Raw genomic sequence first — 22428 nt, 5'->3', positions numbered from 1 at the left:
AGCCCCAGGTGGTGCTAAAGGACCCCACCCTCGAGGCCCCCCGGGAGGTTTTGGTTGACGACTTTGACGAAAGCGCGCTGGTGCTTGACCTGGACTTTGACTCCCTCACCGCCGAGCAGCAGTCGCGCATCCGCGAGATTGATGTAGCCGAGGACAAAAGGCGCCTGGAGGGGCTTTGTGAGCGCTACGCTGCGGTGCTGGGGCTGCCCCCGGTGGCCGAGGAGTTGGCCCGCTTGGAGGCTGAGCTGGCCTCGGGCAACCCCTTGGGCGAGCGGCTTGGGGCTTTTGAGGAACAGCTCAAGAAGGCCTACGCCGAGGCCCTTTCGGAGGCCCGGGTGCGCTACGAGTGGCTGGTGGAGCGGCTGCGCCGGCTGAGCCTGCCCCAGGAGAAGACCGCCTCGCTGCGGGCCCGGCTTGCGGCCCTCTCGGAAACCCTGCAGGCGGGCGGGCTCCCCAGCGAGCTTCCCGAGCTGGAGCGGGCAGCTGAGGAGTTGGAGGCTGAGGAACGGGCCCTGCGGGAGCAGCGGGAACGCCAGGCCCGCCTCGAGCAGGCCCTGGCCACCTTGCGCAGCGAGGCCGAGGTCTCTTTGTCCCCTTTCCGCGGCCGGCCCCAGGTAGAGGCCTTTTTGCAAGCTCTGGCTTATCCAGAGGTTTCCGAGGAGGCCCTGCAGGCCCTGCGCCACCAGCTTTCCGAGCTGCTGGCCCAGCTTGCCAAAGAGCGGGAGGAGGAGAGCCTCAAGCGGATGGGGCTGAAGGCCCAGGTGCAGGCCCTGCCTACCCTGGAAATCCTCGAACCGGACAGGAAAAACCTGTTGACCCGGCTGGAGCAGGGGGGAGGCAGTTTGGGGGAGTTGGAGCGCGCGGTGGGCGAGCTGATGGGGCGGGCCCAGAAGCTGGTGGCCGAACGGCTTGCGGCCCTCGAGGCCCGCATCCGCCACCTGGAGCAGACCCTCAAGGAGTCCCTCATTGAGCTCAAAAGGCCCCTCCAGGCGGCTCGAGAGGCCCTTTCCCAGGGGCGCATTGCCGACCCCAGGCCCCTCGAGCAGGCCCTCTCGGAACTCTACACCGCTCGGCGCAATGCGATTGCTGAGGAGCTGGCCCGTTACGAGGCGGTGGCCCGCAGCATGGCGGGGCTGGGTGGTGAGGAGCTTCTGGAAAAGGTGAACCAGGCCCGGGCCCACCTCCAGTCGGGCGAGCTGCCCGACCTTAGCCAGGTGCACGCCCTGCTGGGCAGGCTGCGCCAGGCCCAAGAGGCCCTGCGAAAGGAGCTCTCGCAGCGGATTTTGGCCTTGCTTGAGGCCTACGCGACCCACAAGTCGGTTGGAGGCGAGACCGCGCTGCGCCTCAAGCCGCTTTGCGACTTTCTGGAGGCCGCCGCCGAGCGGCTGCCCCGACTGGGGGCAGGAGGGCTTTTGGAGGTGCGGCGGGCGCTGGAAGAGGCCGAGCGGCTAGGGGCCCAGCTCGCCCAGGAGTACGCTGCGGCCCAAAGCCTGATGCAGGAGCTCAAGCAGGCCGACCTAGATTCCCTGCTCAACGTTTTTGATGCCCCCAAGCAGGGCCCCCAGGGCTACCCTGAGGCCCTACAGCCCTTCTTGTTGCGGGGTGTGGAGGCGGTGGCCCTGATTGAGGGGGGCCGGCTGGTCTGCGGCCAGCTCCCCTTTGCCCCCAAGACCGCCCAGGTGGTCTTTGACGAGTTGGGTAATCTGGCCCAGGAGCTGCGGGGCAGTCCGGCCCAGCTCTCGGTCATTTCCCTGCCCCAGTGGGTGTTGCTCCTGGTGCCGCTGGGGCGGAAGGGGCTGGTGGTGCTGGCCGAGAAGGCCCTGCTTTCCCGGCTTCTGGTGTTGCTCGAGCGCCAGCGGGAGGCCTTGAAGGCCCTGTAGGCTAGACTTCCTGCCCCAGCGCCCGCCGCACCTCCTCCACCTCGTTCCAGGGCAGGACCTGGTCGCCCCGCTCCAGGGTGCGCTCGTGGCCCTTGCCGCTGAAGAGCAGGGTGTCGCCGGGTTGGGCGTGGGCGATGGCGTAGTGGATGGCCGCCCGTCGGTCGGGGATTAGAGTGTGGCGCCGTGGGTCGCCGTGGGCCTCGGCCATGGCTTTTAGGATGGCCTCCAGCGGCTCGCTGCGGTAGTCTTCTTCGGTGAAGATGGCATAGTCGGCCAGCCGGGCGGCCACCCGCCCAATCCCTGCCCTCCGGGAGGGATCTTGGTTCCCGGCTGCGCCGATGACCACCACCAGGCGACCTTGGGTGGTGGGCCGGAGCGTTCGCAGGGCTGCTTCTAGGCTGGCCCCGGTGTGGGCGAAGTCCACCACCACTCGGAAGGGGTGGTGCTGGATGAGCTGCATTCGGCCCGGTACCCCTGGAAAGCGGGCCAGGGCCTCTTGCATCTGCTCCGTCGGTAGGCCCGCCCGGGCGGCGGCGGCCATGGCCGCCAGGGCGTTGTCCGCGTTGAAGCGCCCGAGCATGGGCAGCTCCACCGGGAAGCGGCCCAGGGGGGAGACCACCTCAAAGCGGAGCCCGGCGCTTTCCTCCAAGAGGTGCTCGGCCCGCCAGTGGCCGGCGTGGCCGTAGGTCCAGGACTGGGGCCGGTGGGCCAGGGTCCGCGTCCAGGGGTTATCGCTGTTCACCACGGCAAAGCTCGAGCGCTCCAGCAGCTTGCGCTTCTCAGCAAAGTAGTTCTCCATGCTGCCATGCAGGTCAAGGTGGTCCTCGTAGAGGTTGGTGAAAATTCCCACCGCGTAGGAAAGCCCCCGCACCCGCTCCAGGGCCAGGGCGTGGCTGCTCACCTCCAGCACCGCTCGTCGGCAGCCGGCCTGCACAAAGCGGTAAAGCAGCTCCTGTACCTGGGGGGCCTCGGGGGTGGTGAAGTGGCCTGGTAGGGAAAAATCCTCTTGCCCGACCCTAACCCCTACCGTAGAGAGCCGCCCTACCGGGGGCTCGGCCGACTGCAGCAGGTGGTGCAGCAGCACCGCTACGGTGGTCTTCCCCTTGGAGCCAGTAACCCCGAAAAGCTCCAGCCTCCTCCCTGGATGCCCAAAAAAGGCCGCCGAGAGGTCGGCCAGGGCCGCCCGGGGGTTCTCCACCCGCAGATAGGGCACCGGCAGCTCCAGCTCACGCGTGCCGACCACTGCCACCGCTCCCCGCCGCAGGGCCTCGGGGATGAAGTCGTGGCCGTCTAGGGGCTTGCGGCTGGGCAGCGGCACCCCCGGCATGGCTACGAAGAGGTACCCTGGCTCCACCAGACGGGAGTCGTGGGTGATGCCCCGCACCTCCAGTGGGGGGGCCTCCAGTCCGAAGGCGGAGAGGAGCTCCTTCAGGTTAGGCCTCACCCTTGCTTGGCCTCCACCCGCTCAACCGGCCCCCCGGCTTCCACCCAGGCCTTGAACCCTCCTTCAATGTGGCAGACCGCCTCTAGGCCCATGCGCTGGGCGGTCTGGGCGGCCAGAGCCGAGCGCCAGCCCCCAGCGCAGTAGAAGACGAACTTCTTCCCCGAGGCGAAGATGGGCTTGTGGTAGGGGCTTTCGGGGTCAATCCAGAACTCCAGCATCCCCCGTGGGGCGTGAAAGGCCCCGGGTATTTTGCCCTCGCGCCACAGCTCCCTGATGTCGCGCAGGTCCACGAAGACGTAGTTGGGGTGGCCCAGGTAGCCCTTGGCCTGTTCTACGGGGACGGTTTCCACCTCGGCTAGGGCCTGCTCGAGCAGGGCTTTGTAACCTACCTTAAGCTGCATGGTTCCAGTTTATAACGGCCTGGGCTGGACACCACTGGGGAGGGCTGTGCAGAATCTTCTTATGCGGGTTTCGGTGCTGTTGTTTGGCGCGTACCGGGAGCAGGTGGGGCAGGGCCGGCTCGAGCTCACCCTTCCTCCTGGGGCCACCGTGGGTGAGGTCAAAGCGCTTCTGGAGGGGCAGTATCCTCTTCGGCTCTCCGGCGGCTTGGCAGCCATCAACGAGGCTTTGGCCCAACCAGGGGATGCCCTCAAAGAAGGGGATGAGCTGGCCTTTCTGCCGCCGGTCTCGGGGGGTGCGGCGGAGGACAGCCTGGGCCTGACCCACGAGGCTTTGTCGGTGGAGCGCTGGGTGGACTGGGCCTCGGAGGGGCCTTACGGCGCGGTGGTGAGCTTTTTGGGCACCGTCCGCAGCCCCAACAGGGGCCTTCCGGTGACCCACCTGGAGTATGAGGCTTACCCCAGCATGGCCGAGAAGGTGTTGCGGCAGATTGTGGATGAGATGCGGGCCCGCTGGGTGCTGGGCCGGGTGGCCATTTGGCACCGCCTGGGCCGGGTTAACCCCGGGGAAGCCTCTATACTCATCGTGGTTTCCGCGCCGCACCGCCCCGAGGCTTTTGAGGCCTGCCGTTACGCCATAGAGCGGGTCAAGCAGATTCTACCGGTTTGGAAGAAGGAATACCTGCCCGATGGGGCCTACTGGGTGGAAGGGCAGGCCCCAGAGGGCCATCGGCTGTAGCCCTGGAGCCGGCCATCTGCTATACTGCCAGCTTAGTGACCTGGGAAGGGTCGCTGCGCTTTGCTGTGCCTCCGGGAAAAGGAGGCCTGAGGAAAGGAGGTGAGCATGCCGCAGTACGAAGTGGGCTTGGTCCTAAACCCCAACCTGGATGGGGTCCAGGCTGCGCAGGAGCTGGAGAGCATCAAGGCTACCCTGGAGCGCCACGGGGCCCAGATTAAGAACGTGGACGACTGGGGCAACCGCAAGCTGGCCTACCCCATCCGGAAGGACCCCGATGGCCGCCTGGTCTTCTACACCGTGGAGATGGCCGGCGACCAGAACGCCGCCTTGGAGCGTGAGCTGCGCTTGCGCGACCATGTCCGCCGGGTGACCATCATCCGCGACCGCCCCGAGTGGCGCAACAGCCAGAAGGAGTAGACCTTTGCTTGAGTTCTGGGGCTCGAGCAAAGCGGGTGAAAAGGAGCAAAAAGAGGGAAAATTATGGCTCGAGGCCTCAACCGCGTGACCCTGGTGGGCACCCTGACCCAAGACCCTGAGCTGCGCTACACCGCAGGTGGCCTGGCGGTGATGGAGCTTAACCTGGCAGGCACCGAGTTCATCACCGATGAGCAGGGCCAGACCCGTGAGGTGCCCTGGTACCACCGGGCCAAGCTGCTCGGTAAGAGCGCGGAGTTCTGGGGGGACAACCTGAAAGCAGGGATGGCCCTTTTTGTGGACGGGCGGCTCGAGTACCGCACCTGGGAGCAGGAGGGCCAGAAGAAGAGCAGCCTAGAGATCCGCGCCGAGCGAATTGAGGTGCTGGCGCTGGAGGGCAAGCGGGGGACGGTCACGGTGACCGACGCCCGGGGGCAGGAGCGGCTCCGGGGAGGGCTCAACCTGGTGATGCTGGTGGGCAACCTGACCCGCGACCCAGAGGTGCGCTACACCCCTCAGGGAACCGCCGTGGCCCGGCTGGGGCTGGCGGTGAACGAGCGGTACACCTCCCGGCAGGGTGCGGAGCAGGAGAGGACCCATTACATAGAGGCCCAGGCTTGGCGGGAGCTGGCCGAGTACGCGGGGGAACTCAGGAAGGGTGAAGGGGCGTTCTTCATGGGACGCTTGGTAAACGACTCCTGGGTAGCTCAGGATGGCACTAAGCGCTACGTCACCCGGGTAGAGCTGGTGCGCCTCGAGCGGCTTGCCCGTGGAACCGTTCAGTCAGGTGGAGACGGTTCCCAAAATGGCCGTACGGGCAAGATAGACATTGAAGAAGGCTTAGAAGACTTCCCACCTGAGGAGGATTTGCCGTTTTGAGCAGCAAAAAAGTTTCCAACCGTAGCAAGGAGCGCCAGGAAAAGAACGTGCGCCGGGGCCGCAAGCCTAAGGTCGCCGCGGCGGTAGGGCCCTTTGACCTCACCGACTTCAAGAACGTGGAGATTTTGAAGCGCTTTCTCTCAGAGACGGGCAAGATTCTTCCCCGTCGCCGCACCGGGCTTTCCGCCAAAGAACAGCGCAAGCTGGCCCGCACCATTAAACGGGCTCGAGTGATGGGTCTGCTGCCCTTTACCGAAAAGCTGGTGCGCAAGTAGGGGGTAAAGCGATGAAGGTAATCCTGCTTGAACCCGTGGAGAACCTGGGCGATGTGGGGGCGGTGGTCAACGTCAAGCCAGGCTACGCCCGCAACTACCTGCTGCCCCGCGGCCTGGCTGCGCTGGCGACCGAGAGCAACCTAAAAACCCTGGAGGCCAAAATTCAGGCCCAGGCCAAGAGGGCCGCTGAGCGCAGGGCCGAGGCTGAGCGGCTGCGCGAGCTTCTAGAGCCTATTACCCTGGTGCTGCGGGTAAAGGCCGGTGACCAGAAAATCTACGGCTCGGTGACCAGCCGCGAGATTGCCGCGGCCCTCGAGGCCCAGCACCAAATCACCATTGACCCCAAGAAGCTAGCCTTGGAGCGGCCCATTAAGGAGTTGGGGGAGTACGCGGTTCCTTACAAGCCCCACCCCGAGGTGCCCATTACCCTGAAGGTCTCGGTCCAGGCCGAAAAGGGAGACTGACGGCCTGCTTTTTCCCCGCTCGAGCCCAGGCTCGAGCGGGGGTTTGCCCATTGAAAAAGGCTAGACAGACTGAAGACCCTTTTCTCCACCGAGGATGCCCTTGCGCTTTTTGGGCTTTGGGGATGTGTGTGCGTGGTGCCCAGAAGCTCGATCCCTGGGCTTGTCCTCCATATCCTCAAAGAGGGGGACGACGGGGGGACGAACCCGGAGCCAAGGGCCTGGTTTACGCGCGTTAACGGCCGGCTGCTCTTCTCTGAATCCACAAAGACCCTCCCAAAGGGGCAGACAGCGCTTGGCCTTGGGGGCGCGCTAAGCTTGAGCCTCTAACGCTCAAATAGACTAAGTGTAAGATTTGACCCTATCCCTGGGTCGTCTCCCAGTAAAATCAAAAGTACCTGTCGCTCCTATCCGCCGAGCGAGCGATGAACCCCCAGGCGGAACACGGGAGACGGATACCCTATGCGCTTAGAACTGCCGGTCATTCCACTGCGTAATACGGTTATTCTGCCCCACACCACCACCCCGGTGGACGTGGGACGGGCAAAGAGCAAGCGCGCCGTTGAGGAGGCCATGGGGGCCGACCGGCTTATTTTCCTGGTGGCCCAGCGCGACCCGGAGGTGGACGACCCCGCCCCGGCCGACCTCTACACCTGGGGGGTGCAAGCGGTGATTAAGCAGGCCATGCGCCTGCCCGACGGAACCCTGCAGGTGGTGGTGGAGGCCCGGGCCCGCGCTGAAATCAAGGACTACCTGATGGGGCCCTACCTGCGGGCCAGGGGAGAGGTCCACACCGAGGTGCTCCCCGCCGATGAGGCGGTGGTTCGGGTGCTGGTGGACGAGCTGAAGGAGGCTTTTGACAAGTATGTGGCCAACCACAAGTCCCTCCGGCTTGACCGGTACCAGCTCGAGGCGGTGCGGGCTACCTCCGACCCTGCAGTGCTGGCCGATACCATCGCCTACCACGCCACCTGGACGGTGGCCGAGAAGCAGGAAATTCTGGAGCTGGTGGACCTCGAGGCCCGGCTGCGCCGGGTGCTCTCCTTGCTCACGCGCGACCTGGAGCGCTTTGAGCTGGACCGGCGGGTGGCCCAGCGGGTCAAGGAGCAGATGGATACCAACCAGCGCGAGTACTACCTGCGCGAGCAGATGAAGGCCATCCAGAAGGAGCTGGGCGGGGAGGATGCCTACAACGACCTGGAGGCCCTGCGCAAGAAGATTGAGGAAGTGGGAATGCCCGAGCCGGTCAAGACCAAGGCTCTCAAGGAGCTGGACCGGCTCGAGCGGATGCAGCAGGGCAGCCCCGAGGCCACTGTGGCCCGGACCTACCTGGACTGGCTCACCGAGGTGCCCTGGACCAAGGCCGACCCCGAGGTGCTGGACATCGCCCATACCCGGGCGGTTCTGGACGAGGACCACTATGGCCTAAAGGATGTCAAGGAGCGCATTTTGGAGTACCTGGCGGTGCGCCAGCTGACCCAGGGCCAGGAGGTGCGCAACAAGGCCCCCATCCTGCTCCTGGTGGGCCCCCCAGGGGTGGGCAAGACCTCTTTGGGCCGCTCCATTGCCCGGAGCATGAACCGCAAGTTCCACCGCATCAGCCTGGGGGGGGTGCGCGATGAGGCCGAGATTCGCGGCCACCGGCGTACCTACATTGGGGCCATGCCGGGCAAGATCATCCACGCCATGAAGCAGGTGGGGGTGATCAACCCGGTAATCCTGCTGGACGAGATTGACAAGATGAGCTCCGACTGGCGGGGCGACCCGGCCAGCGCCATGCTCGAGGTGCTTGACCCGGAGCAGAACAACACCTTTACCGACCACTACTTGGATGTTCCCTACGACCTTTCGCGGGTCTTCTTCATCACCACCGCCAACAGCCTCCAGACCATTCCCCGGCCCCTCCTGGACCGCATGGAGGTCATAGAGATACCGGGATACACCAACCTGGAGAAGTCGGCCATTGCCCGGCAGTACCTGTGGCCCAAGCAGCGCAAGGAGTCGGGGATGGAGGGCCGGATGGAGGTTACCGATGCGGCCATCCTGCGGGTCATCACCGAGTATACCCGCGAAGCGGGGGTGCGCGGTTTAGAGCGTGAGCTGGGCAAGATTGCCCGCAAGGGGGCCAAGCTCTGGCTCGAGGCCCCCTGGGAAGGGGTGCGAACGGTGGACGCACCCGATCTGCCCGCCTACCTGGGCATTCCCCGCTACCGCCCCGACAGGGCCGAAACCGAGCCCCAGGTGGGCACCGCCCAGGGCCTGGCCTGGACGCCGGTAGGGGGCACCCTGCTCACCATTGAGGTGGCCGCGGTGCCCGGTACGGGCAAGCTGAACCTCACCGGCCAGCTTGGCGAGGTCATGAAGGAGTCGGCCCAAGCAGCCCTCACCTACCTTCGGGCCCACAGCGCCGAGTGGGGGCTTCCGGAGGAGTTTCACGCCAAGTACGACCTGCATGTGCACGTGCCCGATGGTGCTACCCCCAAGGACGGGCCCAGCGCGGGGATTACCATGGCCACCGCCATCGCCAGCGCGCTCACCCGCCGCCCAGCCCGTATGGACGTGGCCATGACCGGCGAGGTGAGCCTGCGGGGCAAGGTGCTGCCCATTGGGGGGGTCAAGGAGAAGCTCTTGGCCGCCCACCAGGCCGGCATCCACAAGGTGGTGCTGCCCAAGGACAACGAGCCCCAGCTCGAGGAGCTGCCCAAGGAGGTCCTAGAGGGCCTAGAGATAAAGCTCGTGGAGGACGTAGGGGAAGTACTGCGCTACCTTCTGCTGCCGGAGCCGGCGATGCCCCCGGTACGGCCTGGCGAGAATCGGCAGCAGCCCGGTGCCGGCGCTTAGCCTGGGGGAGCTCCTCAGAAGGCTCCCACGCGGAGCTCGGCCAGCACCTCTGGCAGGGCTTGCAGCAGCGCCCTTTGGGCAGCGGGGGGCTGGGCGGAGAGGCGAAGCCACTCGGGTAGGCCAAAGCTGGTGCAGTCCCGTACCCGCAGACCCTTTTCCCGCAGCCTGAGGGCTACCGGGGTGGCCTGGCCTACCCGTACCAGGAGGAAGTTGGCCGGGCTTTCCCGCACCTCCAGCCCCAGCGCCCGCAGGCCCTGGGCCAGCTCTGCCCGAAGCCGCCACAGCTCGGCGCGGGTCTGGGCCAGCCAGGCCTGTGAGGGGGGCTGGAGCACGGCCCTCAGGAAGGCCTCCCCGTGGACCCCCAGCACCCAGGAAGGGGCGATGTGCCGAAAGTGATTCAGGTCCTGGGAGGCTACCAGATACCCCGCCCGCACCCCGGTCAGGCCATGGGCCTTGTTGGGGCTGTAGAGCTTCCAAGCCGAGGGGGGAAGGGGTGGGGGGTCTGGGCAGAGGTGGTAGTAGGCCAGGTCAAGCACCAGCACCACCTGGCGCTGCTGGGCGATTTCTGCGGCTTCAAAGAGAAATTCGTAGATCTCCCCAGTAGGGTTATTGGGCACGCACAGGAAGGCCAGGGTGGCCTGGGGCAAAAGCTGTAGGAAGCGCTGGGGGCTTTCCGCCTTGAGCAGGGGCAGCTCGGCGGGCTGGGCCGCCCGGGCGTATTCCGAGAAGGTGGGGGGCAGGATGAGCATGGGCCCCCGCAGGTAGCGCAGCCGGGTCAGGCGGTGGATTAGTTCGCTGGTGCCGCTGCCTACCGCCACTTGCTCGGGGGCTACCCCGTGGTGGTAGGCCAGTGCGGCGTGGGTCTCGGTGTAGAGGGGGTCGGGGTAGCGGCTGGGGTCGGCCTGCCGGATGGCGGCCAAGGCGTGGGGATCGGGGCCCAGGCCGTTGGCATTGGTGGAGAAGTCGTAGCGGGGCGGGGAGCCGCTGTCCGTTCCGCCGTGGATGGGTTTGAGCACGTCGTCAATCATAGCTACAGCTTTATCCTAGAACCATTTCAGGATATAGGCCCAGGCCTCGATTGAGGCTAGGAGCAGCCCGCCCAGCCAGCCAGCCCGGGCCACCATCCGCAGCCCCTGGGCGACTTCCTCAGACCGAGGAGGGCGGCCGGAGGGGTTTAGGGTATACACCCCTGGTTTGCCCAGCCGCAGGCCCAAGGCCAGGGCCAGCGCGGCCATGGGCCAGCCCGCGTTGGGGGAGGGGGTTTTGCAGGCTTCTTGGAACAAAGCTCGAGGGGAAAAGCGCCGTGAGACGAGCCAAAGGAGGCCCGCTGTGACCCGGGCCGGGAGCCAGTTCAGAAGGTCGTCGGCTCGAGCCGCCCACTTCCCGCTCCACTCCCAGGCACCGCGGTAGCCCCACATGGCGTCGGCGGTGTTGGCAAAGCGGTAAAGGGCGGCCCCCGGCAACCCTAGGAGCAGGTACCAGAAGAGGGGGGCCACAACTGAGTCGGACAGGTTTTCTGCTGCCGATTCCAGCAGGCTTTCCCGCACCTCGCTTTCGGAAAGGGCCTGGGTGTCGCGGCTTACCAGGTAGCGGAGCCGCTCGCGGCCTCGCTCCAGCCCTCCTTTCAGCGCTTCCTCTACCGCCTGAGCCTCCTCCAGGAGCATCCGAAAGGCGAACAAGGGCTTTAGGAAGAGGCCGCTTAGGAGCAGCCCCAGCCAGGAGGGTAGGTGGCCCAGGAGCCAGCCCAGCAGGCCGTACCCCCCGGCAAAGGCTCCGGCCCCCAAGCACCAAAACAGGGCCCCTCGCCAGAAGGCCAAGCGAGGGGGGAGGCGGGTCAGCCCCTGCCCGGCTAGGTGGAGGTAGCGGCCCATGAGCACCACCGGATGGGCTTTGGCCGGGGGTTCCCCAAAGCACCAGTCCAGAAGCAGAGCCAGCAGGATGGACATCCCTCCAGAGCCTACCATCGGGCGTATCATCAGAGGTATGACCCTCCGCACCCGCATTACCCTGCTCACCCTGGGCCTGTTGTTTGTGCTCCAGCTTCTCATCGGGGGGTCGGTCTACGGTACCCTTCAGTTTATCCTTTACGAGAACCTGCGCCGTGAGCTCGTGGAGGCTTCTCAGACCGCCCAGCGGCTGATCCGTGAGCAGGGCAGTTTGGAGGGACTCCCCTTCACGGTCTACGGCCAGGCCCTTTGGGTGCCCTTTCCCAACCCCACCGCAAGCGATATTCTGCAAGGGGCAGCCATTCCCATCGCCAAGTCGCTGGCCCTGGATGGCGCCAGCCTCACCCTTTCGGAAAAAGCCTTGCAGGAGGTGTTGCGCCTGGGGGGCATCTACACCGAGACCACCCTGCTTCGCCGCGATGGGGCCCAAGTGCCGCTGCGGTTGCGGGCCGAGCGGATAGAAACGGAGATTGCCGGCATCCCCCAAGGACCCCAGCTCGTCATCCTGATGGTGGGAAGGTCTACTGAGGGAATAAGGAGCACCCTGGCTGACTTTGCCCGCACCTATGCCGCTACGGCGTTGTTGGTATTGGTCTTCGGAGGGTTTTTGGCCTTTCGGCTCGTGCGCCAAACTCTCGAGCCGCTGGAGTGGGTGGCCAAGAAGGCCGAGCAGATGAGCGCCAAGCCCGAGAGGCTGCCCGAGCTCATGGGGAACAACGAGGTGGCCTCGCTGGTCAAGTCGCTCAACCGGATGCTGGCCCGGCTCGAGGCCGCCTGGGAGACCCAGGGTCGGTTTCTGGCCGATGCTTCGCATGAGCTGCGTACCCCCATCACGGCCATCCTGGGCCACATCAACTACCTGCTTCGGCGCACCCAGGTTTCCGAGCAGCAGCGGGAGAGCCTGGAGATTATCAAACGTGAGGCCGAGCGGATGCAGAAGCTGGTGGGGGATTTGCTCGAGCTATCCAAAACCGGTGGGGGCTGGAAGGTGGAGCTAGGGGCGGTGCACCTTCAAACGGTGCTGAATGAAATTCAGGAGGAGTACAGCAAGAGCTTTGAGGGGCAGATTGAGATTGAGGCTCCGGAAGACCTATGGGTTTTGGGAGATGCTGAGCGGCTACACCAGGTGCTGGCCAATCTGGTTTCCAACGCCATCAAGGCCCATGCCCGGCGGGTGCGGTTGGTGGTACGCGACTTGGATGAGCGGGTGGTGCTGCGGGTAGAAGACGACGGGGATGGCATTCCCAAAGAGCACCTGCCCCATCTGTTTGAGCGGTTTTACCGGGTGGATAAGGCCCGCGACCGGGAGCGGGGGGGTAGCGGGCTAGGGTTGGCCATTGTTCGCTCTATCGTGGAGGCCCATGGGGGGAGCGTCTGGGTAGAGAGCGAGCCGGGCAGAGGCTCGGTCTTCAGCGTTTCCCTACGTCGGGCCCGCGCTCCTCAGACCCAGCTAGCCTAGCTGGGGGATTTCTAACCGGAAGCTTTCCCTGAGTTCGGCGGCAAAGGCGTGGTTGGTGTAGTCCAAGGTGATGGGGGTGACCGAGATGTAGCCCTGCTGGACTGCCCAGAAGTCGGTGCCTTCCTCTAGCTCGGCGGTGGGTTTGCCTGCTACCCAGTAGTAGGGGCGCCCCTCGGGGTCTATGCGCTTGACCACCGAGTCTTCGTAGCGGTGGGTGGAGAGCCGGGTGATCCGGATGCCGAGCGGGCTTCGGTTGGGAAAGTTCACGTTGAGCAGGGTCTTGGGGGGAAGCCCGTGTTCCAGCACCCAGCGCACGATGGACGCAGCGTGGCGAGCAGCCTCGTCAAAGCGCAGTTCCTCGCCCGAAGCGTCCAGGCTGAAGGCGATGGAGGGGATGCCCAAAGAGGCGCCTTCCAGAGCAGCGGCTACGGTGCCGGAGTGGGTCAGGTCTAGGCCCATGTTGACCCCAATGTTGATGCCCGAAACCACCACATCGGGCCGGCCCAGGAGCTGGCTGCCCAGCACCACGCAGTCCGCCGGGGTTCCGTCTACCCGGTAAGCGGGTATCTCGCCGAATCCTGCCGAGGCGGTGTGCTTGAAACGCAAGGGGCGGCGGAAGGTGATGCTGTGGCCCACCCCTGACTGCTCCACGTCGGGGGCCACCACGTTGACCTCTCCTAGCCCGCGCAAGGCAAACGCCAGGGCTTTGATTCCCGGAGAGAAGATGCCGTCGTCGTTGGCGACCAGGATGCGCATACGGGATTAGCCTAAACCAAAAACCCAAGGGCTGCTTACTTCTCTTGGCGGAGCTTTTCCTCCAGGCCGAAGCCCAGGGTGCCGAAAACCCGTCCAGTGGTGGGTTCAATCAGGTTGCGGTGGTCCCGGTAAAGCCGTGGGGTTTTCCACAGGTAATACAGCGCTTTCCAGTGGGGCAGTTCGTTGTAGCGCTCCGGCCAGAGGGCCTTGAGCTTCTGCCCTACTTGGGGTGCGTACTTGGGCGAGAGGGCAGGGAAGATGTGGTGCTCGGTGTGGTAGCCAAAGCCCAGGGTGAGCCACTCAACGAAGGGAGGGTTGCGCACGGTCAGGCTGTTTAGAAGCGGATCGTTGGTTTCGGTAAGGGGGTTCAGCAAGTGGTTGGTGGCGATGAAGCTCATGGCGGTAGCGTTGGCCAGCATCCAAGGGACCAAGTAGATGAACAGGAAGTTGAGGGGCCCTACCCAGAGGAGCACGCCCCCCCAGACCAAAGGAGGGAGGAGGGCCTGAAAGACCACCGCTGGCCGCTCGGAAGGCTTGAACCCGGGCAAGAACCGCCAGAGCATCATCTGGGCATGCAGGGTAAACCAGAAGGTGAAGGAGAGGAACAGGAGAAAGCTGCGTAGGGCTGGGGCCTGGCGGAACAGCCACCTCATGAAGGGTCTTTGGCCGATGCTCTCGAGCGCCCCCATGGTGTCTGGATCGTCCTCGGGGTGCTGGGTATGGCCGTGGTGCTCCACATTGTGCCACCTGCGCCAGAGCCTGGCCCCCACCATCAGGGGGAGAAAGGCGATGGTTCCGGTGATGGAGCGAACCCAGGGGTTTTTGGTAACCGCCCCATGAAGGATTTCGTGGGCCAAAAAGCCCATCCCCACGAAGGCGTAGCCGATTCCCAGGGATAAGAGAATTTTGAGGGCTACGAGAGGGGTAGATAGGATGCCCCAGAGGCAAAGCCCAAACAGGGCGAGCAGAGCAGGTAAATAGGCCAGCCGCGTTGGCACCGGTTCAAAGCAGTGGCGGGGAAGGTGGTTTTTTAGGGTTCGGGTGTATTCACGGAGGTGCTGTTCCTGGTGCATTTAGGGCTCCTTATGGACTAGGAGGATGGATTTTACAAGAAAAGCCCCCCGGGTTGGGGGGCTTTAGAAGGGGTAAATCTACAGCACCCGCACGCTCTTAGCTTGGGGGCCCTTGCCGTTCCTGCCCGGCTCAACCTCAAATTCCACGCGATCCCCCTCGTTCAGGGTTTTGAACCCCTGGCCTTGGATGGCGGTGAAATGCACAAAAACGTCGGGGCCGTTCTCTTGAGCAATGAAGCCGTAGCCTTTTTCCGCGTTGAACCACTTGACTGTACCTTTGTTCATTACTTCTCCTACCGTCCAACCGCAACCTACTGGTTTTAGGGGGACGCTTAATGCTAGCACTCCTTTTAGCAAAGATCAAGAGGGTTTGTGGTTTGTTTGACCTTGCTGTTTCGCCGCCAAGGTATAAACTGGCTGATTGTTGAGGGTCAGATGACACCCGATTGGGTCAAAGACGCGGTTTTTTACCAGATTTTTCCCGACCGCTTTCGCATCGGCCAGGGGCCTTTAGGGCAGCCCGCCCCGGTACGGGAAGGCTTTGAGCCTTGGGAAGCCCCGCCTACCCTCCGGGGTTTCAAGGGGGGCAACCTCTGGGGGGTGATAGAGGCTCTTGACTACCTGCAGGAGCTGGGCTTCAACGCTTTGTACTTCTGTCCTGTCTTCAGCTCTACCGCCAACCACCGCTACCACACCAGCGACTACTTCCAGGTGGACCCCATCCTGGGGGGCAATGAGGCCCTGAAGCGGCTTCTCGAGGAGGCCCACCGCCGGGGGATGCGGGTTATCTTGGACGGGGTTTTCAACCACTGTGGAAGGGCTCATTTTGCCTTCCAACACGTGATGGAGAACGAGGCCGCTTCGCCCTACCGGGACTGGTTCCACATCTACAAGTTCCCCTTGGCCGCCTATACCAAGCACCCTAACTATGCGGCCTGGTGGAACAACCCTGAGCTGCCCAAGTTCAACACCTCGAGCCCAGAGTGCCGTGCGTACTTGTTCCGGGTGGCCGAGTACTGGCTCGAGCAGGGCATTGACGGCTGGCGGTTGGACGTTCCTAACGAGATAGACGACGACGAGTTTTGGCGGGAGTTCCGCCGAAGGGTCAAGGCTATAAACCCAGAGGCCTATATCGTGGGCGAGATTTGGGACGATGCCAGCCGCTGGCTTCAGGGCGACCAGTTTGATGCGGTGATGAACTACCCCCTGGGCCGGGCCATCCTGGGTTTTGTGGGGGGCGAGGCCTTGGACAAGGACCTGGCAGCCCGGAGTGGGCTGGGGCGACTGGAAAGCCTGGGGGCCTTGGCCTTCCATCACCGCTTAGAAGACCTCTTTGGCCGGTACCGATGGGAGGTTGTGACCGCCCAGATGAACCTTATGACCTCCCACGACACGCCCCGCATCTTCACCCTGATGCGGGGTCAGGTGGAGCGGGTTTCCTTGGCTTTTGCCCTGCTTTTTACCCTGCCGGGGGCCCCTATGGTCTACTACGGTGACGAGATAGGGATGCCTGGTGGGCATGACCCCGACAACCGCCGGGGGATGATATGGGACCCTGAGGGCTGGCAAACCCATATCCAGGAGACCATCCGTCGGATGGCCAAGCTGCGCCGCTTGGTGGCCCCGTTGCGCTACGGGCGCTACCAGTACCTCTACGGGCAGGATGGCCATTTGGCCTTTGCCCGTTCCCACGGGACGGAAAGCGTGGTGGTTGCTGTCAATGCTGCCCCTGAGCCCTGGCGTGCCCAGATTCCGCTCCACGGGATTTGGTCGCGGGGTGAGCGGGCTGTAGACCTGGTTTCCGGCAGGGAAGGGCGCTGCGTGGGAGGGTATCTCGAGGGCGGCGGGCTCGAACCGTTTTCCCTGGCGGTTTGGCGGGTTCAAGGGTAGCCTCCAGGAGGCCGGCCACCGGCTTTGGGCTGCCGGCTGGTGCTGGCCTGAGCTGCGGTTGATGGTTGAAGGGTGGGGGTTGTATTCTGTTTTTGTCTAAATTAATCCTTGCCCGCGCACCCTTGCCGTGAGCTACAATATGTAGTAGCATCTTGCCCGAAATCCCCCATATATTGATTGGACAGCCGATGGGGGTTGTGTTCTGGAGTTATCGGAGGACCTATGGGCAGTTTCCAGCCGGCCGCTTTTGACGACCACGCCCGTTCCATCGCCAAGCGCCAGTACATGCAGCCCGAGGATGGGGATATCTTCGGGATGTTCCGGCGGGTAGCCAATTGGGTGGCCTTGCCGGAGAAGGAGGAGAAAAGGGTCTATTGGGCGGAGGAATTCTACCGCTTGATGGCCTCCAAGCGCTTTTGCCCAGGGGGGCGGGTGCTGGCCGGGGCCGGCACCCAGCACGGCAACGTGCTCAATTGCTTTGTGCAAGGGGCCACCGCGCACGACCCCAGCAGCTTTGAAGGGATTATGGAGGTGGCCACTAAACTGGCCCTGGTCACCAAGGTAGGAGGGGGCAACGGGGTGAACCTGGACCCCTACGTCTCTCGGAGGAATGCCGGCTCCCGCGGCACCGTACGGGGGTTCGCCTACATCAGCGCCGCCCACCCGGATGTGGAAGACTTCATCAGGGGGCTGATGCGCCCCCCCATCAACCCCGATGGGCAGAAGGAACCCATTACCGTGCGCAACTGGACCCGGGTGGTCTACGGCCTTTTGTCCCCTGAGCTGGCCGCTTTGGCCCGCCGCCACGGGGTGATGACGGTGCGGGAGAAGCCCGCCGAAGCCTTGGTCATCCCCGACGATATGCGAGGCATCATTGAGAGCGCCCAGGCTGCCTCGAGCCTGGCGGTAAGGGGCCAGGAGCCCCACGTGGACTTCAGCGCCCTTCGGCCTGAAGGGGCTCCCATCCGGGGCTCAGGGGGTACCAGCAGCGGGCCCGTAAGCTTTTTGGTGGAGATTTTTGACAACTTCCTGGAGTGGGCCAACCTGGGGGCGGAGAAGGCGGGGCCGGTGGCGACACTACGCTACGTCTACGCCCCCGTGCTCCGGGTGGTGCGGCAGGGGGGGAGCCGCCGCGGCGCTGGCATGGCCACCCTCTCCATTGACCACCCCGACCTCCTAGACTTCCTCACCGCCAAGGACCTGGACCGCGAGGCCGCCGAGGGCGACATCTCTACCTTTAACATTTCCATCCTAGTTACCGAGGCCTTCTGGCAGGCCTTGCAGGCCGATGGGCTTTGGGCGGTGGAGCCGGCTGAGGTGTCGGGTAAGTACTACCCCTACCCTGTTCAAGGGGCCTACACCGGCAAGCTCCCCGACTTGCCAGAACGCCCCTCGGATGGGGCCCGCCCCATCCCGCTTTACGGGGGCAAGGTGCCGGCCCGCTGGCTTTGGCACGAGATCGCCTGGCACGCCTGGGCCACGGGGGAGCCGGGGCTCATCTTCGTGGACCGGGTCAACGCCCTTTCGGCCCTGAAGGGGTTGGGGGAGCGCTACCAGATACGTTCCACTAACCCATGTGGTGAAATTCCGCTCACCGTGGGCGAGCCCTGCGACCTCGGAGCCTTGAACCTGGCCGCCTATGTCAAAGACGGGACCTTCCAGATGGAGGAGTTCCGTAAGGACATCCGGACCGCGGTGCGGTTTTTGGACAACGTTCTAGACGTGAACGTCTTCGCTCTGGAGGACAACCGGAAGGCCAGCCAGGAGCTGCGCCGGCTGGGCCTAGGGGTCATGGGCCTGGCCGATATGCTCATCAAACTGGGTTTGCCCTATTCCTCCCCCGAGGCGAGGCGGGTGGTGGCCCAGGTGATGAATGCCCTGCGGGAGGAAGCCATTGCGGCCTCGGAGGGGCTCGGTGAGGAGCGAGGGGTTTTCCCTCTCTACGCTGAGCGCGAGGAATACTTCCGCTCCTTGGGCGTCCGCCCCCGCCGCAACGTGGCCCTCCTCACCGTGGCCCCTACCGGTACCACGAGCATGCTGATGGGGGTTAGCAGCGGCATTGAGCCGGTTTTCAGCCCCTTCGTCTGGCGCCGGATTGGAGGAGAATACAAGCCTCTTCTCCACCCTCTTTTTGTAGAGCTTATGGAGGCCTACCCCCCGGCCCCCGGCTATGAGAAGGGCGGAAAGTGGGACTGGGAGAGGGTTGTAGAGGAAATCCAGAAGGACGGGCGGGGTTCGGTGCAGGGCCTGACCTTTGTGCCCGAACCCATCCGGAAGGTCTTCCAGTGTGCCCACGATGTCTCGCCCTTGGACCATGTGCGGATGCAAGGGGTGGTCCAGACTGCCTTCGACGCCGAGGGGTACGCCGCAAACTCCCTCTCAAAAACCATCAACCTGCCCCATGAGGCCACGGTGGAGGACGTGGAGGCCGCCTACACGGAGGCCTACCGCACGGGGTGCAAGGGAATTACCGTATACCGGGACGGCTCGAGGGAGTTCCAGGTACTCTCGGTGAGCAAGGAGGAGAAGCCCATAGAAAAGCCCGCGGAGAAGACCGTGGCGGTCCAACCCGGGCTGCTCGAGGTGCCCCCCGCGCCGGCCCCGGCCCGGCCCGTCTTTGAGCGCACCGGGCGGTTGGTGGGCTATACCGATATGGTCAAGCTCACCGCTGCCGACGGTACCCGCCGTAGCTTCTTGGTGACGGTGAACATGCAGGGCGAGCATCCGGTGGAGGTCATCCTCACCTCGGGTAAGGCGGGGGACGAGGCCAACGCCGACAGCGAGGCCCTAGGCCGCATCATCTCCAAGGCCTTGCAGTATGGGGTGCCCCCGGCCGAGCTGGTCCGGACCCTGCGGGGCATCAACGGGGGGCTGTACGGCAGCTACCAGGGCCGCTTTGTGACCAGCAAGGCCGACCTGATTGCGGTGGCGCTGGAAACCAGCGGGAAGGTTTCCCTTCCGGGGATTAATGGGGAGGAGCTGGTACCCCAGGCCATGCAGCGGGCCCTGACCCCTCCGTCCAAACCCGGCTCCCCCTGCCCAGAGTGCGGTGAGGCCACCTTGGTGCGGGAGGAGGGGTGTGTGAAGTGCTATAGCTGCGGGTACAGCAAGTGTGGGTAGGGCTCGAGCCCTAGGCCGCCCCTGAGCGGGAAAACCCGGTCAGGGGCGGTTTCTAGAAACGAGGGCCGCCTTGACAGAAAAACACAACATGTAGTAGTCTTTCGGCCAGAAACCACAAGATGTGGTTTCCCCACCGGTGACAGGGGAAGTGCGGTGCAATTCCGCCGCTGTCGCGCAACGGTGAAAGCCCGATTACCTGCCCGGCTGGGTCTCCTAGTCCTCGCGTCAAGGACGGAAAGGATGGCTAAGGTGAGCGCTTCCCAGAAAACCTAGAGAACGGCGGATACCGCCTTTTTCCGCCCACCCCTGTCTTGCAGGGGATAAGGGTTTGGTTGCGCGGCTCGCTGTGCCCGTTTGGGCTGGCTGTTGCCCCACCAGGGGGTTGGCGTCTTAGGAGGAGTCGTGCTGGTGGTCTACGCTTCCAAAACCGGGAATGTGGCCCGCTTCGCGGAGCGCCTTCCCCTGCCCAGAAGGCGGATTCTGGACGGAGGGGAGGGGGTGGAGGAGCCCTGTGTGCTGGTGACCTACACCACCGGGTTTGGCCAGGTGCCCCCGGAGGTGGAGCGCTTCGTGGAGCGGAACCGGCCCTTCATAAGAGGTGTGGCGGCCAGCGGGAACCGCAACTGGGGGTTGAACTTTGCCCGCGCGGCAGACCTTCTGGCCCTGCGGTATGGGCTGCCTATCCTGCACAAGTTTGAACTATCAGGCACAGAGGGGGACCGCCTGCGCTTTCTCGCGGCGGTGGCCCAACTCAAAGAGGAGGAACATGCGTTACCTTGAACTCAACAGCGCCATTCTCCAGAAGAAGAACGGCTTTTTTCAGCTCGAGAAGGACCTCGAGGCTGCTCGGGCCTTTGAGGAGGAGGTTGAGAAGCGGCTAAGGCCTTTCCCCGGGCCCATTGAGCGCCTGCGAGCCCTTATCGCCGAGGGTTACTACGAGGACTTCTTCCGGCTTTACCGCGAGGAGGATCTGCTCGAGCTCTCTGACCTGGCCTACAGCTACGGCTTCCGCTTTCCGAGCTTCATGGCCATCTCCAAGTTCTACAAGGACTATGCCCTCAAGTCCAACGACAAAAGGCAGTACCTCGAGCGTTATGAGGACCGCGTTTTGGCGGTGGCGCTGCACCTGGCCCAGGGAAATGTGGAACGGGCTCGGGCCTACGTGCGGGCCCTTATGGAGGGGCGCTACCAGCCTGCCACCCCTACCTTCCTGAACGCCGGGCGTGCCCGACGCGGCGAGCTGGTTAGCTGTTTTCTCCTGGAGTTGGACGATTCCTTGAACTCCATTGGCTACACCCTCAATACCGCCATGCAGCTTTCCAAAATCGGCGGGGGGGTGGCCATCAACCTCTCCAAACTGCGGGCCCGGGGTGAGGCCATCAAGGGGGTGGCCCACGCGGCCAAGGGGGTGGTCCCGGTGATGAAGCTCTTTGAGGACGCCTTCAACTACGCCGACCAGATGGGCCAGCGCAAGGGGGCCGGGGCGGTCTACCTCAACATCTTCCACTGGGATGTGGAGGAGTTCTTGGACACCAAGAAAATCAACGCCGACGAAAAAAGCCGTATCCAGACCCTCTCGTTGGGCCTGGTGGTGCCCTCCAAGTTCTTTGAGCTGGCCGAGCGAGGGGAGGACTTCTACGTCTTTGCCCCCTACTCGGTCTACCAGGCTTTTGGGGAGCACCTGGACGACATGGATATTGACCAGCGCTATGAGGAGCTCTTGGCCCACCCCGCGGTGAAGAAGCGTCCCCTCTCGGCTCGGGCGATGCTCACCCGCATCGCCCAGACCCAGTTTGAGTCTGGCTATCCCTACATCGTCTACAAGACCAACGCCAACCGGGCCCACCCGCTCAAGCGCCTTGGGCAGATAAAGATGTCCAACCTCTGCACCGAGATCTTCCAGCTCCAGACCACCTCCACCATCGGCGACTACGGTGAGGGCGATCAGATTGGCTACGACATCAGCTGCAACCTGGGCTCACTCAACATCGTGAACGTGATGGAGTCGGGGAAGTTGAGGGAAAGCGTGCACATCGCCATGGACATGCTCACCGCGGTAAGCGACCTCTCGGATGTGAGGAACGCTCCCGGGGTGCGTCGGGCCAACCAGGCCTTCCACTCGGTGGGCCTGGGGGCCATGAACCTGCACGGTTACCTGGCCAAAAACCGCATCCGTTACGAGTCGGAGGAGGCCCGCGACTTTGCCCGCAGTTTTTTTGCTGCGGTGAACTTTTATTCCCTAGAGCGCTCCATGGGAATTGCCCGCGAGCGTGGGGTGACCTTTGAAGGGTTTGCCCAGTCGGACTACGCCACCGGGGCCTACTTTGAGCCCTACTTGGAGGAGGATTTCCGCCCGCGGACCGAAGCTGTGCGGTGGCTTTTTGAGGGGATTGCCCTGCCCACCCCTGCCGACTGGGCGAGGCTAAAGGCCGAAGTGGCACGGCACGGACTCTATCACGCCTACCGCTTGGCGATTGCCCCTACAGCCAGCATCAGCTACATCCAAAACGCCACCCCCTCCATCGCCCCGATCGTGGACGTGGTGGAGACCCGCACCTACGGCAACGCCACCACCTACTACCCGGTGCCCTTTCTCTCCGAGGAGACCTACTGGTACTACAAGTCGGCCTACCACATGAACATGTACCGCCTCATAGACTTGGTGGCCGAGATTCAGCCCCATGTGGACCAAGGCATCAGCACGGTGCTCTACGTGACCAGCGAGACCAGCACCCGCGAGCTGGCCCGGCTTTACGTTTACGCTTGGAAGAAGGGCCTCAAAAGCCTCTACTACACCCGTACCAAGAACCTCTCCGTGGAGGAGTGCCTGAGCTGCGCGGTGTGATGGGGTGT

General features: G+C 64.1%; 19 protein-coding genes and 1 riboswitch. Of the genes, 12 read left to right on the top strand and 7 right to left on the bottom strand.

Annotation, left to right across the window (positions count from 1 at the left end):
- On the top strand, window positions 1–1880 hold a 1880-nt coding region (locus Mlute_RS02955), incomplete at its 5' end, for a coiled-coil domain-containing protein (protein ID WP_119359266.1).
- Window position 1881: 1 nt separating this feature from the next.
- On the opposite strand, the gene Mlute_RS02950 is transcribed toward Mlute_RS02955, so the two are convergent.
- Together Mlute_RS02950 and Mlute_RS02945 are read right to left on the bottom strand one after the other, a co-directional pair.
- Complete coding sequence (locus Mlute_RS02950) at window positions 1882–3324, bottom strand: UDP-N-acetylmuramoyl-L-alanyl-D-glutamate--2,6-diaminopimelate ligase (RefSeq protein ID WP_245958831.1); 1443 nt, start codon at window positions 3322–3324, stop codon at window positions 1882–1884.
- On the bottom strand, window positions 3321–3725 hold the full coding sequence (locus Mlute_RS02945; RefSeq protein ID WP_119359260.1) for a rhodanese-like domain-containing protein: 405 nt from the start codon (window positions 3723–3725) through the stop codon (window positions 3321–3323). The genes Mlute_RS02950 and Mlute_RS02945 overlap by 4 nt, the downstream gene beginning before the upstream one ends.
- Before the next feature lie 61 nt (window positions 3726–3786).
- Here Mlute_RS02945 and Mlute_RS02940 point away from each other — a divergent pair, with 61 nt between their 5' ends.
- The 6 genes from Mlute_RS02940 (at window position 3787) to lon (ending at window position 9331) form a co-directional block, all read left to right on the top strand.
- Window positions 3787–4461, top strand: coding sequence for a molybdenum cofactor biosynthesis protein (locus tag Mlute_RS02940; protein WP_119359259.1), 675 nt, complete (start codon window positions 3787–3789; stop codon window positions 4459–4461).
- Between the two features lie 105 nt (window positions 4462–4566).
- Window positions 4567–4878 (top strand): 30S ribosomal protein S6, encoded by a 312-nt coding sequence (gene rpsF / locus Mlute_RS02935; protein WP_119359258.1) that lies wholly within the window; start codon window positions 4567–4569, stop codon window positions 4876–4878.
- 63 nt (window positions 4879–4941) lie between these two features.
- A complete protein-coding gene (locus Mlute_RS02930) occupies window positions 4942–5754 on the top strand; it encodes a single-stranded DNA-binding protein (protein ID WP_119359257.1) in 813 nt (270 codons plus the stop codon).
- Window positions 5755–5801: 47 nt separating this feature from the next.
- Window positions 5802–6029: a 30S ribosomal protein S18 gene (gene rpsR / locus Mlute_RS02925; protein WP_220452054.1), complete on the top strand. Its 228-nt coding sequence runs from the start codon at window positions 5802–5804 to the stop codon at window positions 6027–6029.
- Window positions 6030–6040: 11 nt separating this feature from the next.
- A complete protein-coding gene (rplI, locus tag Mlute_RS02920) occupies window positions 6041–6493 on the top strand; it encodes a 50S ribosomal protein L9 (protein WP_119359255.1) in 453 nt (150 codons plus the stop codon).
- 459 nt (window positions 6494–6952) lie between these two features.
- Window positions 6953–9331, top strand: coding sequence for an endopeptidase La (lon, locus tag Mlute_RS02915; RefSeq protein ID WP_119359254.1), 2379 nt, complete (start codon window positions 6953–6955; stop codon window positions 9329–9331).
- A gap of 14 nt (window positions 9332–9345) precedes the next feature.
- Here lon and Mlute_RS02910 read toward each other — a convergent pair whose 3' ends face one another.
- Both Mlute_RS02910 and cbiB read right to left on the bottom strand, forming a co-directional pair.
- Entirely contained in the window at window positions 9346–10359 is a 1014-nt protein-coding gene (locus Mlute_RS02910; RefSeq protein WP_119359253.1) for a pyridoxal phosphate-dependent aminotransferase, read from the bottom strand.
- 15 nt (window positions 10360–10374) lie between these two features.
- Window positions 10375–11277: an adenosylcobinamide-phosphate synthase CbiB gene (cbiB, locus tag Mlute_RS02905; protein ID WP_119359252.1), complete on the bottom strand. Its 903-nt coding sequence runs from the start codon at window positions 11275–11277 to the stop codon at window positions 10375–10377.
- Window positions 11278–11314: 37 nt separating this feature from the next.
- Here cbiB and Mlute_RS02900 point away from each other — a divergent pair, with 37 nt between their 5' ends.
- The gene (locus tag Mlute_RS02900) at window positions 11315–12736 is read left to right on the top strand and encodes a sensor histidine kinase (RefSeq protein WP_119359251.1); all 1422 of its coding nucleotides are present in this window, start codon (window positions 11315–11317) and stop codon (window positions 12734–12736) included.
- On the opposite strand, the gene surE is transcribed toward Mlute_RS02900, so the two are convergent.
- The 3 genes from surE to Mlute_RS02885 form a co-directional block, all read right to left on the bottom strand.
- The gene (gene surE / locus Mlute_RS02895; RefSeq protein WP_119359250.1) at window positions 12728–13492 is read right to left on the bottom strand and encodes a 5'/3'-nucleotidase SurE; all 765 of its coding nucleotides are present in this window, start codon (window positions 13490–13492) and stop codon (window positions 12728–12730) included. The genes Mlute_RS02900 and surE overlap by 9 nt on opposite strands.
- 35 nt (window positions 13493–13527) lie before the next feature.
- Window positions 13528–14565 carry a fatty acid desaturase family protein gene (locus tag Mlute_RS02890; protein ID WP_119359249.1) on the bottom strand — a complete coding sequence of 346 codons (1038 nt, stop codon included), beginning with the start codon at window positions 14563–14565 and terminating at the stop codon, window positions 13528–13530.
- Window positions 14566–14643: 78 nt separating this feature from the next.
- On the bottom strand, window positions 14644–14850 hold the full coding sequence (locus Mlute_RS02885; RefSeq protein WP_119359248.1) for a cold-shock protein: 207 nt from the start codon (window positions 14848–14850) through the stop codon (window positions 14644–14646).
- 150 nt (window positions 14851–15000) lie between these two features.
- Here Mlute_RS02885 and Mlute_RS02880 point away from each other — a divergent pair, with 150 nt between their 5' ends.
- The 4 genes from Mlute_RS02880 (at window position 15001) to nrdE (ending at window position 22420) form a co-directional block, all read left to right on the top strand.
- Window positions 15001–16455 carry a glycoside hydrolase family 13 protein gene (locus Mlute_RS02880; RefSeq protein WP_119359247.1) on the top strand — a complete coding sequence of 485 codons (1455 nt, stop codon included), beginning with the start codon at window positions 15001–15003 and terminating at the stop codon, window positions 16453–16455.
- Window positions 16456–16677: 222 nt separating this feature from the next.
- A complete protein-coding gene (locus Mlute_RS02875) occupies window positions 16678–19575 on the top strand; it encodes an adenosylcobalamin-dependent ribonucleoside-diphosphate reductase (protein WP_119359246.1) in 2898 nt (965 codons plus the stop codon).
- Between the two features lie 131 nt (window positions 19576–19706).
- A riboswitch (adenosylcobalamin-variant (AdoCbl-variant) riboswitch) is annotated at window positions 19707–19781 on the top strand.
- Window positions 19782–19977: 196 nt separating this feature from the next.
- Window positions 19978–20355, top strand: coding sequence for a class Ib ribonucleoside-diphosphate reductase assembly flavoprotein NrdI (nrdI, locus tag Mlute_RS02870; RefSeq protein WP_119359245.1), 378 nt, complete (start codon window positions 19978–19980; stop codon window positions 20353–20355).
- Window positions 20342–22420, top strand: a complete 2079-nt coding sequence (gene nrdE, locus Mlute_RS02865; RefSeq protein WP_119359244.1) for a class 1b ribonucleoside-diphosphate reductase subunit alpha — start codon at window positions 20342–20344, stop codon at window positions 22418–22420. The genes nrdI and nrdE overlap by 14 nt, the downstream gene beginning before the upstream one ends.
- The last annotated feature ends 8 nt before the right edge of the window (window positions 22421–22428 follow it).

The sequence above is a fragment of the Meiothermus luteus genome, assembly GCF_003574085.1.
GTDB lineage: Bacteria > Deinococcota > Deinococci > Deinococcales > Thermaceae > Meiothermus > Meiothermus luteus.
The sequence above is the reverse complement of the archived record's forward strand: the minus strand, read 5'-3'. Positions and strand labels throughout refer to the sequence as shown.